This is a genomic window from Aliivibrio salmonicida LFI1238 (assembly GCF_000196495.1).
Classification (GTDB): Bacteria; Pseudomonadota; Gammaproteobacteria; order Enterobacterales; family Vibrionaceae; genus Aliivibrio; species Aliivibrio salmonicida.
In genome coordinates this window covers 84,958-99,635 of sequence record NC_011312.1, presented here as the reverse complement: position 1 = coordinate 99,635, position 14,678 = coordinate 84,958, and the positions used below count along the sequence as shown (strand labels likewise).

The 14,678-nt window shown below is 47.2% G+C and carries 3 protein-coding genes, 2 tRNA genes and 7 rRNA genes; 1 reads left to right on the top strand and 11 read right to left on the bottom strand.

Going from position 1 to position 14,678, the window contains the following annotated elements:
• Positions 1 to 20: 20 nt before the first annotated feature.
• The 9 genes from VSAL_RS00585 to VSAL_RS00545 all read right to left on the bottom strand — a co-directional run bounded on the left by VSAL_RS00585 (position 21) and on the right by VSAL_RS00545 (position 12,518).
• Positions 21 to 1,565, bottom strand: a 16S ribosomal RNA gene (locus tag VSAL_RS00585).
• Positions 1,566 to 1,966: 401 nt separating this feature from the next.
• A 5S ribosomal RNA gene (rrf, locus tag VSAL_RS00580) occupies positions 1,967 to 2,082 on the bottom strand.
• Positions 2,083 to 2,177: 95 nt separating this feature from the next.
• A 23S ribosomal RNA gene (locus VSAL_RS00575) occupies positions 2,178 to 5,065 on the bottom strand.
• Positions 5,066 to 5,334: 269 nt separating this feature from the next.
• Positions 5,335 to 5,410: transfer RNA gene (locus tag VSAL_RS00570), tRNA-Ala, on the bottom strand.
• A 39-nt stretch (positions 5,411 to 5,449) separates the two neighbouring features.
• Positions 5,450 to 5,526: transfer RNA gene (locus tag VSAL_RS00565), tRNA-Ile, on the bottom strand.
• Positions 5,527 to 5,596: 70 nt separating this feature from the next.
• A 16S ribosomal RNA gene (locus VSAL_RS00560) occupies positions 5,597 to 7,141 on the bottom strand.
• A 401-nt stretch (positions 7,142 to 7,542) separates the two neighbouring features.
• Positions 7,543 to 7,658: ribosomal RNA gene (rrf, locus tag VSAL_RS00555) — 5S ribosomal RNA — on the bottom strand.
• Between the two features lie 95 nt (positions 7,659 to 7,753).
• Positions 7,754 to 10,644 (bottom strand): 23S ribosomal RNA (locus VSAL_RS00550).
• A 329-nt stretch (positions 10,645 to 10,973) separates the two neighbouring features.
• Positions 10,974 to 12,518: ribosomal RNA gene (locus tag VSAL_RS00545) — 16S ribosomal RNA — on the bottom strand.
• The 16S, 23S and 5S rRNA genes sit together here with 2 tRNA genes alongside, the layout of an rRNA operon.
• 515 nt (positions 12,519 to 13,033) lie before the next feature.
• Between VSAL_RS00545 and VSAL_RS00540 the strand changes: the two genes are divergently transcribed.
• Entirely contained in the window at positions 13,034 to 13,579 is a 546-nt protein-coding gene (locus VSAL_RS00540; protein WP_012548981.1) for a gamma carbonic anhydrase family protein, read from the top strand.
• Here the strand turns inward: VSAL_RS00540 and VSAL_RS00535 are convergent.
• Complete coding sequence (locus VSAL_RS00535) at positions 13,572 to 13,823, bottom strand: DUF1488 family protein (protein ID WP_049940313.1); 252 nt, start codon at positions 13,821 to 13,823, stop codon at positions 13,572 to 13,574. The two genes, VSAL_RS00540 and VSAL_RS00535, sit on opposite strands and share 8 nt — an antisense overlap.
• A gap of 7 nt (positions 13,824 to 13,830) precedes the next feature.
• On the bottom strand, positions 13,831 to 14,652 hold the full coding sequence (aroE, locus tag VSAL_RS00530) for a shikimate dehydrogenase (RefSeq protein ID WP_012548979.1): 822 nt from the start codon (positions 14,650 to 14,652) through the stop codon (positions 13,831 to 13,833).
• Between the last annotated feature and the right edge of the window lie 26 nt (positions 14,653 to 14,678).

The following is a 14,678-nucleotide window of genomic DNA, read 5'->3' as shown; positions in this document are numbered from 1 at the left end:
CATAAATCGTAATCTATCGTTAAGGAGGTGATCCAGCCCCAGGTTCCCCTAGGGCTACCTTGTTACGACTTCACCCCAGTCATGAACCACAAAGTGGTGAGCGTCCTCCCCGAAAGGTTAAACTACCCACTTCTTTTGCAGCCCACTCCCATGGTGTGACGGGCGGTGTGTACAAGGCCCGGGAACGTATTCACCGTGACATTCTGATTCACGATTACTAGCGATTCCGACTTCACGGAGTCGAGTTGCAGACTCCGATCCGGACTACGACGCACTTTTTGGGATTCGCTCACTATCGCTAGCTTGCAGCCCTCTGTATGCGCCATTGTAGCACGTGTGTAGCCCTACTCGTAAGGGCCATGATGACTTGACGTCGTCCCCACCTTCCTCCGGTTTATCACCGGCAGTCTCCCTGGAGTTCCCACCATTACGTGCTGGCAAACAAGGATAAGGGTTGCGCTCGTTGCGGGACTTAACCCAACATTTCACAACACGAGCTGACGACAGCCATGCAGCACCTGTCTTACAGTTCCCGAAGGTACTAAGCTATCTCTAGCGAATTCTGTAGATGTCAAGAGTAGGTAAGGTTCTTCGCGTTGCATCGAATTAAACCACATGCTCCACCGCTTGTGCGGGCCCCCGTCAATTCATTTGAGTTTTAATCTTGCGACCGTACTCCCCAGGCGGTCTACTTAACGCGTTAGCTCCGAAAGCCACGGCTCAAGGCCACAACCTCCAAGTAGACATCGTTTACGGCGTGGACTACCAGGGTATCTAATCCTGTTTGCTCCCCACGCTTTCGCATCTGAGTGTCAGTGTCTGTCCAGGGGGCCGCCTTCGCCACTGGTATTCCTTCAGATCTCTACGCATTTCACCGCTACACCTGAAATTCTACCCCCCTCTACAGCACTCTAGTTCACCAGTTTCAAATGCGGTTCCGAGGTTGAGCCCCGGGCTTTCACATCTGACTTAATGAACCACCTGCATGCGCTTTACGCCCAGTAATTCCGATTAACGCTCGCACCCTCCGTATTACCGCGGCTGCTGGCACGGAGTTAGCCGGTGCTTCTTCTGTCGCTAACGTCAAGATGTACAGCTATTAACTGCACACCCTTCCTCACGACTGAAAGTACTTTACAACCCGAAGGCCTTCTTCATACACGCGGCATGGCTGCATCAGGCTTTCGCCCATTGTGCAATATTCCCCACTGCTGCCTCCCGTAGGAGTCTGGACCGTGTCTCAGTTCCAGTGTGGCTGATCATCCTCTCAGACCAGCTAGAGATCGTCGCCTTGGTGAGCTCTTACCCCACCAACTAGCTAATCTCACCTGGGCTAATCTTGACGCGAGAGGTCCGAAGATCCCCCTCTTTGGTCCGAAGACATTATGCGGTATTAGCTATCGTTTCCAATAGTTATCCCCCACATCAAGGCATATTCCCAGGCATTACTCACCCGTCCGCCGCTCGTCAGCGAATTAGCAAGCTAATTCCTGTTACCGCTCGACTTGCATGTGTTAGGCCTGCCGCCAGCGTTCAATCTGAGCCATGATCAAACTCTTCAATTAAAGTTTTTTGGTTTGTTTCAGCAGAAACAAAACCGGCTCAATGATTTATACTGATTTCTTACATAAAAGTAATTTTGTGTAGTCACTCAGTTCATTGATTATTTTTGTTTGTATTCACTCCGAAAAGTAAATGCAAACTAGTGATTATCAACTCACAAGTGCCCACACAGATTGATTTGGTTAAATTGTTAAAGAGCGTTATCTTTCAACCACTTAGCCTTTCAGCTTCGTCGTTTCAGGCTGCGTATATTACGCTTTCTGATTTGAAAGTCAAGGTAATATTCTCAATCTTTTCATTTATTTATGAAAGACTTAAAAATGTTAACTTGACTTGCCTCCAGTGACAAACTGGGAGCGAAATAAAAGCCCGTTCTATTGAACGGGTACTTATTCAAATTTAAGCCTGGCGATGTCCTACTCTCACATGGGGAGACCCCACACCACCATCGGCGCTATTACGTTTCACTTCTGAGTTCGGCATGGGATCAGGTGGGTCCATAACGCTATGGTCGCCAAGCAAATTCTTTAATTCGGAAAGCTGTATTGTGTTCTTAATCACATTCAATCTGTTTCTTGCTATCTTAAATCCGTTCAAAACCCCTTGGGTGTTGTATGGTTAAGCCTCACGGGCAATTAGTACAGGTTAGCTCAATGCCTCGCAGCACTTACACACCCTGCCTATCAACGTCGTAGTCTTCAACAACCCTTTAGGATACTTAAAGTATCAGGGATGACTCATCTCAAGGCTCGCTTCACGCTTAGATGCTTTCAGCGTTTATCGATCCCGAACTTAGCTACCGGGCAATGCTACTGGCGTAACAACCCGAACACCAGAGGTTCGTCCACTCCGGTCCTCTCGTACTAGGAGCAGCCCCTTTCAATCATCCAACGCCCACGGCAGATAGGGACCGAACTGTCTCACGACGTTCTAAACCCAGCTCGCGTACCACTTTAAATGGCGAACAGCCATACCCTTGGGACCGACTTCAGCCCCAGGATGTGATGAGCCGACATCGAGGTGCCAAACACCGCCGTCGATATGAACTCTTGGGCGGTATCAGCCTGTTATCCCCGGAGTACCTTTTATCCGTTGAGCGATGGCCCTTCCATTCAGAACCACCGGATCACTATGACCTACTTTCGTACCTGCTCGAATTGTCATTCTCGCAGTCAAGCGGGCTTATGCCATTGCACTAACCACACGATGTCCAACCGTGTTTAGCCCACCTTCGTGCTCCTCCGTTACTCTTTGGGAGGAGACCGCCCCAGTCAAACTACCCACCAGGCACTGTCCGCAACCCCGATAAGGGGCCAACGTTAGAACATCAAGCATACAAGGGTGGTATTTCAAGATTGCCTCCACAAATACTAGCGTACTTGCTTCAAAGGCTCCCACCTATCCTACACATGTAGGGTCAATGTTCAGTGCCAAGCTGTAGTAAAGGTTCACGGGGTCTTTCCGTCTAGCCGCGGGTACACTGCATCTTCACAGCGATTTCAATTTCACTGAGTCTCGGGTGGAGACAGCGTGGCCATCATTACGCCATTCGTGCAGGTCGGAACTTACCCGACAAGGAATTTCGCTACCTTAGGACCGTTATAGTTACGGCCGCCGTTTACTTGGGCTTCGATCAAGAGCTTCGACCGAAGTCTAACCCCATCAATTAACCTTCAAGCACCGGGCAGGCGTCACACCGTATACGTCATCTTACGATTTAGCACAGTGCTATGTTTTTAATAAACAGTTGCAGCCACCTGGTATCTGCGACTCCCGGCAGCTTAGAGAGCAAGTCTCATCACCGCTAGGAGCGTACCTTCTCCCGAAGTTACGGTACCATTTTGCCTAGTTCCTTCACCCGAGTTCTCTCAAGCGCCTTAGTATTCTCTACTCGACCACCTGTGTCGGTTTGGGGTACGATTTCTTATAACCTGAAGCTTAGAGGCTTTTCCTGGAAGCATGGCATCAATAGCTTCACACCCGTAGGTGCTCGACATCGTGTCTCAGCCTAACAAGAGTCCGGATTTACCTAAACTCTTACCTACGCACTTGAACTTGGACGACCGTCGCCAAGCCTACCTAGCCTTCTCCGTCCCCCCATCGCAATTATAAGAAGTACGGGAATATTAACCCGTTTCCCATCGACTACGCCTTTCGGCCTCGCCTTAGGGGTCGACTTACCCTGCCCCGATTAACGTTGGACAGGAACCCTTGGTCTTCCGGCGAGGGGGTTTTTCACCCCCTTTATCTTACTCATGTCAGCATTCGCACTTCTGATACCTCCAGCATGCCTTACAGCACACCTTCAACGGCTTACAGAACGCTCCCCTACCCAGCACAATAAATTGCACTGCCGCAGCTTCGGTGTATAGCTTAGCCCCGTTACATCTTCCGCGCAGGCCGACTCGACCAGTGAGCTATTACGCTTTTTTAAATGATGGCTGCTTCTAAGCCAACATCCTGGCTGTCTGAGCCTTCCCACATCGTTTCCCACTTAGCTATAACTTTGGGACCTTAGCTGGCGGTCTGGGTTGTTTCCCTCTCCACGACGGACGTTAGCACCCGCCGTGTGTCTCCCGGATATTACTTACTGGTATTCGGAGTTTGCAAAGGGTTGGTAAGTCGGGATGACCCCCTAGCCTTAACAGTGCTCTACCCCCAGTAGTATTCGTCCGAGGCTCTACCTAAATAGATTTCGGGGAGAACCAGCTATCTCCAAGTTTGATTGGCCTTTCACCCCTAGCCACAAGTCATCCGCTAATTTTTCAACATTAGTCGGTTCGGTCCTCCAGTTGATGTTACTCAACCTTCAACCTGCCCATGGCTAGATCACTTGGTTTCGGGTCTATATCCAGAGACTGAACGCCCAGTTAAGACTCGGTTTCCCTACGGCTCCCCTAAACGGTTAACCTTGCCACTGAATATAAGTCGCTGACCCATTATACAAAAGGTACGCAGTCACATAACAAGTATGCTCCTACTGCTTGTACGTACACGGTTTCAGGTTCTATTTCACTCCCCTCACAGGGGTTCTTTTCGCCTTTCCCTCACGGTACTGGTTCACTATCGGTCAGTCAGTAGTATTTAGCCTTGGAGGATGGTCCCCCCATATTCAGACAGGATATCACGTGTCCCGCCTTACTCGTTTTCACTGATGATGAGATGTCGGTTACAGGGCTATCACCTTGTATCGCGCCACTTTCCAGAGGCTTCACCTGTCTCATTAACAACTTAAGGGCTAACCCAATTTCGCTCGCCGCTACTTTCGGGATCTCGGTTGATTTCTCTTCCTCGGGGTACTTAGATGTTTCAGTTCTCCCGGTTTGCTTCGCTGCGCTATGTATTCACGCAGCGATACTAGCTTATGCTAGTGGGTTTCCCCATTCAGAAATCCCAGACTCAAAAGGTTTTTACTACCTAATCTGGGCTTATCGCAAGTTAATACGTCTTTCATCGCCTCTGACTGCCAAGGCATCCACCGTGTACGCTTAGTCACTTAACCATACAACCCCAAGAGGTTTCGTATGGCATAAACAACCAAGGTTGAACTCTTCATTGAGAGTTCTGGTTTTTCGCCGGATTCAAAATACAAGAACACTTGAATGTGTTTTTAATTTGTTTATCTAAAGATAAACAAAAGATATTAAGAACTTTTAAATTTTGATTTATCTAACTCGTAAGTTAGTTAAATCAGTCAGCTTTCCAAATTGTTAAAGAGCAATGTTTCTTTCGAAACCATTTTTAAAGACTCTCAAAGAGAATACTTAAAGATGGTGGAGCTATGCGGGATCGAACCGCAGACCTCCTGCGTGCAAGGCAGGCGCTCTCCCAGCTGAGCTATAGCCCCAAAATATAATGTTATCACCAATACTTACTGGAAAAGTATTGGTGGGTCTGAGTGGATTTGAACCACCGACCTCACCCTTATCAGGGGTGCGCTCTAACCAACTGAGCTACAGACCCAACATTATGTCTCTTTTACTTTTTTAACCTAATCAATCTGTGTGAACACTCATAAATCGTAATCTATCGTTAAGGAGGTGATCCAGCCCCAGGTTCCCCTAGGGCTACCTTGTTACGACTTCACCCCAGTCATGAACCACAAAGTGGTGAGCGTCCTCCCCGAAAGGTTAAACTACCCACTTCTTTTGCAGCCCACTCCCATGGTGTGACGGGCGGTGTGTACAAGGCCCGGGAACGTATTCACCGTGACATTCTGATTCACGATTACTAGCGATTCCGACTTCACGGAGTCGAGTTGCAGACTCCGATCCGGACTACGACGCACTTTTTGGGATTCGCTCACTATCGCTAGCTTGCAGCCCTCTGTATGCGCCATTGTAGCACGTGTGTAGCCCTACTCGTAAGGGCCATGATGACTTGACGTCGTCCCCACCTTCCTCCGGTTTATCACCGGCAGTCTCCCTGGAGTTCCCACCATTACGTGCTGGCAAACAAGGATAAGGGTTGCGCTCGTTGCGGGACTTAACCCAACATTTCACAACACGAGCTGACGACAGCCATGCAGCACCTGTCTTACAGTTCCCGAAGGCACTAAGCTATCTCTAGCGAATTCTGTAGATGTCAAGAGTAGGTAAGGTTCTTCGCGTTGCATCGAATTAAACCACATGCTCCACCGCTTGTGCGGGCCCCCGTCAATTCATTTGAGTTTTAATCTTGCGACCGTACTCCCCAGGCGGTCTACTTAACGCGTTAGCTCCGAAAGCCACGGCTCAAGGCCACAACCTCCAAGTAGACATCGTTTACGGCGTGGACTACCAGGGTATCTAATCCTGTTTGCTCCCCACGCTTTCGCATCTGAGTGTCAGTGCCTGTCCAGGGGGCCGCCTTCGCCACTGGTATTCCTTCAGATCTCTACGCATTTCACCGCTACACCTGAAATTCTACCCCCCTCTACAGCACTCTAGTTCACCAGTTTCAAATGCGGTTCCGAGGTTGAGCCCCGGGCTTTCACATCTGACTTAATGAACCACCTGCATGCGCTTTACGCCCAGTAATTCCGATTAACGCTCGCACCCTCCGTATTACCGCGGCTGCTGGCACGGAGTTAGCCGGTGCTTCTTCTGTCGCTAACGTCAAGATGTACAGCTATTAACTGCACACCCTTCCTCACGACTGAAAGTACTTTACAACCCGAAGGCCTTCTTCATACACGCGGCATGGCTGCATCAGGCTTTCGCCCATTGTGCAATATTCCCCACTGCTGCCTCCCGTAGGAGTCTGGACCGTGTCTCAGTTCCAGTGTGGCTGATCATCCTCTCAGACCAGCTAGAGATCGTCGCCTTGGTGAGCTCTTACCCCACCAACTAGCTAATCTCACCTGGGCTAATCTTGACGCGAGAGGTCCGAAGATCCCCCTCTTTGGTCCGAAGACATTATGCGGTATTAGCTATCGTTTCCAATAGTTATCCCCCACATCAAGGCATATTCCCAGGCATTACTCACCCGTCCGCCGCTCGTCAGCGAATTAGCAAGCTAATTCCTGTTACCGCTCGACTTGCATGTGTTAGGCCTGCCGCCAGCGTTCAATCTGAGCCATGATCAAACTCTTCAATTAAAGTTTTTTGGTTTGTTTCAGCAGAAACAAAACCGGCTCAATGATTTATACTGATTTCTTACATAAAAGTAATTTTGTGTAGTCACTCAGTTCATTGATTATTTTTGTTTGTATTCACTCCGAAAAGTAAATGCAAACTAGTGATTATCAACTCACAAGTGCCCACACAGATTGATTTGGTTAAATTGTTAAAGAGCGTTGTCTTTCAACCACTTAGCCTTTCAGCTTCGTCGTTTCAGGCTGCGTATATTACGCTTTCTGATTTGAAAGTCAAGGTAATATTCTCAATCTTTTCATTTATTTATGAAAGACTTAAAAATGTTAACTTGACTTGCCTCCAGTGACAAACTGGGAGCGAAATAAAAGCCCGTTCTATTGAACGGGCACTTATTCAAATTTAAGCCTGGCGATGTCCTACTCTCACATGGGGAGACCCCACACTACCATCGGCGCTATTACGTTTCACTTCTGAGTTCGGCATGGGATCAGGTGGGTCCATAACGCTATGGTCGCCAAGCAAATTCTTTAATTCGGAAAGCTGTATTGTGTTCTTAATCACATTCAATCTGTTTCTTGCTATCTTAAATCCGTTCAAAACCCCTTGGGTGTTGTATGGTTAAGCCTCACGGGCAATTAGTACAGGTTAGCTCAATGCCTCGCAGCACTTACACACCCTGCCTATCAACGTCGTAGTCTTCAACAACCCTTTAGGATACTTAAAGTATCAGGGATGACTCATCTCAAGGCTCGCTTCACGCTTAGATGCTTTCAGCGTTTATCGATCCCGAACTTAGCTACCGGGCAATGCTACTGGCGTAACAACCCGAACACCAGAGGTTCGTCCACTCCGGTCCTCTCGTACTAGGAGCAGCCCCTTTCAATCATCCAACGCCCACGGCAGATAGGGACCGAACTGTCTCACGACGTTCTAAACCCAGCTCGCGTACCACTTTAAATGGCGAACAGCCATACCCTTGGGACCGACTTCAGCCCCAGGATGTGATGAGCCGACATCGAGGTGCCAAACACCGCCGTCGATATGAACTCTTGGGCGGTATCAGCCTGTTATCCCCGGAGTACCTTTTATCCGTTGAGCGATGGCCCTTCCATTCAGAACCACCGGATCACTATGACCTACTTTCGTACCTGCTCGAATTGTCATTCTCGCAGTCAAGCGGGCTTATGCCATTGCACTAACCACACGATGTCCAACCGTGTTTAGCCCACCTTCGTGCTCCTCCGTTACTCTTTGGGAGGAGACCGCCCCAGTCAAACTACCCACCAGGCACTGTCCGCAACCCCGATAAGGGGCCAACGTTAGAACATCAAGCATACAAGGGTGGTATTTCAAGATTGCCTCCACAAATACTAGCGTACTTGCTTCAAAGGCTCCCACCTATCCTACACATGTAGGGTCAATGTTCAGTGCCAAGCTGTAGTAAAGGTTCACGGGGTCTTTCCGTCTAGCCGCGGGTACACTGCATCTTCACAGCGATTTCAATTTCACTGAGTCTCGGGTGGAGACAGCGTGGCCATCATTACGCCATTCGTGCAGGTCGGAACTTACCCGACAAGGAATTTCGCTACCTTAGGACCGTTATAGTTACGGCCGCCGTTTACTTGGGCTTCGATCAAGAGCTTCGACCGAAGTCTAACCCCATCAATTAACCTTCAAGCACCGGGCAGGCGTCACACCGTATACGTCATCTTACGATTTAGCACAGTGCTATGTTTTTAATAAACAGTTGCAGCCACCTGGTATCTGCGACTCCCGGCAGCTTAGAGAGCAAGTCTCATCACCGCTAGGAGCGTACCTTCTCCCGAAGTTACGGTACCATTTTGCCTAGTTCCTTCACCCGAGTTCTCTCAAGCGCCTTAGTATTCTCTACTCGACCACCTGTGTCGGTTTGGGGTACGATTTCTTATAACCTGAAGCTTAGAGGCTTTTCCTGGAAGCATGGCATCAATAGCTTCACACCCGTAGGTGCTCGACATCGTGTCTCAGCCTAACAAGAGTCCGGATTTACCTAAACTCTTAGCCTACGTACTTGAACTTGGACGACCGTCGCCAAGCCTACCTAGCCTTCTCCGTCCCCCCATCGCAATTATAAGAAGTACGGGAATATTAACCCGTTTCCCATCGACTACGCCTTTCGGCCTCGCCTTAGGGGTCGACTTACCCTGCCCCGATTAACGTTGGACAGGAACCCTTGGTCTTCCGGCGAGGGGGTTTTTCACCCCCTTTATCGTTACTCATGTCAGCATTCGCACTTCTGATACCTCCAGCATGCCTTACAGCACACCTTCAACGGCTTACAGAACGCTCCCCTACCCAGCACAATAAATTGCACTGCCGCAGCTTCGGTGTATAGCTTAGCCCCGTTACATCTTCCGCGCAGGCCGACTCGACCAGTGAGCTATTACGCTTTCTTTAAATGATGGCTGCTTCTAAGCCAACATCCTGGCTGTCTGAGCCTTCCCACATCGTTTCCCACTTAGCTATAACTTTGGGACCTTAGCTGGCGGTCTGGGTTGTTTCCCTCTTCACGACGGACGTTAGCACCCGCCGTGTGTCTCCCGGATATTACTTACTGGTATTCGGAGTTTGCAAAGGGTTGGTAAGTCGGGATGACCCCCTAGCCTTAACAGTGCTCTACCCCCAGTAGTATTCGTCCGAGGCTCTACCTAAATAGATTTCGGGGAGAACCAGCTATCTCCAAGTTTGATTGGCCTTTCACCCCTAGCCACAAGTCATCCGCTAATTTTTCAACATTAGTCGGTTCGGTCCTCCAGTTGATGTTACTCAACCTTCAACCTGCCCATGGCTAGATCACTTGGTTTCGGGTCTATATCCAGAGACTGAACGCCCAGTTAAGACTCGGTTTCCCTACGGCTCCCCTAAACGGTTAACCTTGCCACTGAATATAAGTCGCTGACCCATTATACAAAAGGTACGCAGTCACATAACAAGTATGCTCCTACTGCTTGTACGTACACGGTTTCAGGTTCTATTTCACTCCCCTCACAGGGGTTCTTTTCGCCTTTCCCTCACGGTACTGGTTCACTATCGGTCAGTCAGTAGTATTTAGCCTTGGAGGATGGTCCCCCCATATTCAGACAGGATATCACGTGTCCCGCCTTACTCGTTTTCACTGATGATGAGATGTCGGTTACAGGGCTATCACCTTGTATCGCGCCACTTTCCAGAGGCTTCACCTGTCTCATTAACAACTTAAGGGCTAACCCAATTTCGCTCACCGCTACTTTCGGGATCTCGGTTGATTTCTCTTCCTCGGGGTACTTAGATGTTTCAGTTCTCCCGGTTTGCTTCGCTGCGCTATGTATTCACGCAGCGATACTAGCTTATGCTAGTGGGTTTCCCCATTCAGAAATCCCAGACTCAAAAGGTTTTTACTACCTAATCTGGGCTTATCGCAAGTTAATACGTCTTTCATCGCCTCTGACTGCCAAGGCATCCACCGTGTACGCTTAGTCACTTAACCATACAACCCCAAGAGGTTTCGTATGGCATAAACAACCAAGGTTGAACTCTTCATTGAGAGTTCTGGTTTTTCGCCGGATTCAAAATACAAGAACACTTGAATGTGTTTTTAATTTGTTTATCTAAAGATAAACAAAAGATATTAAGAACTTTTAAATTTTGATTTATCTAACTCGTAAGTTAGTTAAATCAGTCAGCTTTCCAAATTGTTAAAGAGCTTAAAGCAAAAAGCTTTAATCAATAATCGAAATCATTAATTAAAGCTCTGTCACTTCAACTTATTAAAACCTAATCAATCTGTGTGAACACTCATAAATCGCAATCTATCGTTAAGGAGGTGATCCAGCCCCAGGTTCCCCTAGGGCTACCTTGTTACGACTTCACCCCAGTCATGAACCACAAAGTGGTGAGCGTCCTCCCCGAAAGGTTAAACTACCCACTTCTTTTGCAGCCCACTCCCATGGTGTGACGGGCGGTGTGTACAAGGCCCGGGAACGTATTCACCGTGACATTCTGATTCACGATTACTAGCGATTCCGACTTCACGGAGTCGAGTTGCAGACTCCGATCCGGACTACGACGCACTTTTTGGGATTCGCTCACTATCGCTAGCTTGCAGCCCTCTGTATGCGCCATTGTAGCACGTGTGTAGCCCTACTCGTAAGGGCCATGATGACTTGACGTCGTCCCCACCTTCCTCCGGTTTATCACCGGCAGTCTCCCTGGAGTTCCCACCATTACGTGCTGGCAAACAAGGATAAGGGTTGCGCTCGTTGCGGGACTTAACCCAACATTTCACAACACGAGCTGACGACAGCCATGCAGCACCTGTCTTACAGTTCCCGAAGGCACTAAGCTATCTCTAGCGAATTCTGTAGATGTCAAGAGTAGGTAAGGTTCTTCGCGTTGCATCGAATTAAACCACATGCTCCACCGCTTGTGCGGGCCCCCGTCAATTCATTTGAGTTTTAATCTTGCGACCGTACTCCCCAGGCGGTCTACTTAACGCGTTAGCTCCGAAAGCCACGGCTCAAGGCCACAACCTCCAAGTAGACATCGTTTACGGCGTGGACTACCAGGGTATCTAATCCTGTTTGCTCCCCACGCTTTCGCATCTGAGTGTCAGTGTCTGTCCAGGGGGCCGCCTTCGCCACTGGTATTCCTTCAGATCTCTACGCATTTCACCGCTACACCTGAAATTCTACCCCCCTCTACAGCACTCTAGTTCACCAGTTTCAAATGCGGTTCCGAGGTTGAGCCCCGGGCTTTCACATCTGACTTAATGAACCACCTGCATGCGCTTTACGCCCAGTAATTCCGATTAACGCTCGCACCCTCCGTATTACCGCGGCTGCTGGCACGGAGTTAGCCGGTGCTTCTTCTGTCGCTAACGTCAAGATGTACAGCTATTAACTGCACACCCTTCCTCACGACTGAAAGTACTTTACAACCCGAAGGCCTTCTTCATACACGCGGCATGGCTGCATCAGGCTTTCGCCCATTGTGCAATATTCCCCACTGCTGCCTCCCGTAGGAGTCTGGACCGTGTCTCAGTTCCAGTGTGGCTGATCATCCTCTCAGACCAGCTAGAGATCGTCGCCTTGGTGAGCTCTTACCCCACCAACTAGCTAATCTCACCTGGGCTAATCTTGACGCGAGAGGTCCGAAGATCCCCCTCTTTGGTCCGAAGACATTATGCGGTATTAGCTATCGTTTCCAATAGTTATCCCCCACATCAAGGCATATTCCCAGGCATTACTCACCCGTCCGCCGCTCGTCAGCGAATTAGCAAGCTAATTCCTGTTACCGCTCGACTTGCATGTGTTAGGCCTGCCGCCAGCGTTCAATCTGAGCCATGATCAAACTCTTCAATTAAAGTTTTTTGGTTTGTTTCAGCAGAAACAAAACCGGCTCAATGATTTATACTGATTTCTTACATAAAAGTAATTTTGTGTAGTCACTCAATTCATTGATTATTTTTGTTTGTATTCACTCCGAAAAGTAAAAGCAAACTAGTGATTATCAACTCACAAGTGCCCACACAGATTAATAGGTTTCAAATTGTTAAAGAGCTTTTCTTCTACTTTCAAAGCGTTTTCGCTTTTCTGTGAAGAGGACGGTCATTTTATCGTTTTAAGCCTCAGTGTCAAGCACTTATTCGAAACTTAATTTCTAAACCATCCTGACTGACCTGATTGCGAATCCCTTATGGGATGGGCTCTCCGTGTCAGTGAGGTCGCATTATAGAGAGTTCGATCACATTGGCAAGTTCTTTTTTACTATTATTTTGATTTTATGTTTTTATGGTTAAAGTCCGTACAAACCAATACTAAATTAGCTTTATCACCCCATTTAATTAACACTAAATTATCATTTTCAAGGGATATCATATGAATTCATCATTACGTAGCTATAAATCAACCTTTCCTACTATTGGCTTACGCTCTTATATAGATTCATCAAGCATTTTAATTGGAGATATCAATATTGGTGATGATTGCAGTGTTTGGCCTTTAGTTGTAGCTCGAGGTGATGTGAATTCAATAGTAATAGGACAACGAACCAATATCCAAGATGGTTCCATCTTACATGTCACACATAAAAATCCAGAAAACCCGAAAGGAGCCCCATTACTTATTGGAGATGACGTAACTATTGGTCACAAAGTTATGCTTCATGGGTGTGAAATAAAGGATCGTGTTCTTGTTGGTATGGGAAGCATCATTTTAGATAATGCTATTATTGAATCGGATGTCATGATTGGAGCTGGTAGCTTAATTCCACCCAATAAAATATTAAAGAGTGGCTACCTTTATATAGGTAGCCCGGTAAAACAAGTAAGATCGTTATCAACTGATGAAATTGGCTTTCTAAAAAAATCAGCGATGAATTACGTTTCATTTAAAAATAGTTATATAAATGAGGAAGCTATTTAATCTCAACTTCCCCAGAAGCATTGAACTCTTCATCTTCAATCAATGCTTCTGCATGTTCCTCTATATCAAAACGATATTCCTCAAAAATACGTAAAGCATCAAGCTCATTTGTTATTGTTTCTCCACTTTCTGACGCAAGCCATGAAACAAAGACAAGACATGGTATTAAATTACCCATTTGTTGAGCATATAAAATAATACATTGCTTTTCAGGGTTCCATTGTTGCCCATCAGAAAAGAGAATTGATTCATTACATACCTTCTAAATTTTTGCGAAGTTCTCGTAGTATTTGTTTGCTGCTAGGACGTAATCCTCTCCATACAGTAAAGCTTTCCGCAGCTTGCCCAACTAACATTCCTAATCCATCATAAGCTTGGTATACATCATTATCTAATGCCCATTGATTAAAGACCGTTTTACCTTTGCCATACATCATGTCATAGCTGATACTGCCTTTAGAAAAAATCACTGGACTAATATTAGGTAACTCTCCAGATAAACTGGCAGACGTTGAATTAATTATCACATCAAACGATCGTGTCACGTCACTCATGCGAACCGCCTCTACAGCACCATACGCTGAAAATATTTCAGCTAGTGCTTCTGCTTTTTCATAAGTGCGATTAACTACGGTAATAGAAGAGGGGTTTTGTTTTAATAAGGGAAGAAGTACACCTCGTGCTGCCCCTCCTGCTCCAATTAATAAGATACGCTTATCTTGAAGTGGTACCTGATATTGCAGTAAGTCTTGAACTAATCCTTCACCGTCCGTGTTATCACCGAGAATAATTCCATCATCCAGCTTTTTTAGCGTATTAACCGCACCAGCCAATTTTGCTCTATCTGTTAATTGATCGGCAAATTGAAATGCTTCTTCTTTAAAGGGTACGGTAATATTACAGCCTTTACCCCCATTAGAAAAAAAATGAGTTACCGAATTAAGAAAGCCATCCACTGGAGCCTCAATAGCAACATATTCCAAAGGTTGTATTGTTTGACGAGCGAATAATGTATGAATAAAAGGAGATTTGCTTTGCTTAATGGGATGACCAAAGACTGCATACTTATCCATGAGTGATTCCTTTCAATGATTAAAGT

Bases quoted from the DNA above. Each gene is read 5' to 3' on its own strand.
- aroE (WP_012548979.1), bottom strand. From the start codon at position 14,652: ATGGATAAGTATGCAGTCTTTGGTCATCCCATTAAGCAAAGCAAATCT.
- VSAL_RS00540 (WP_012548981.1), top strand. From the start codon at position 13,034: ATGAATTCATCATTACGTAGCTATAAATCAACCTTTCCTACTATTGGC.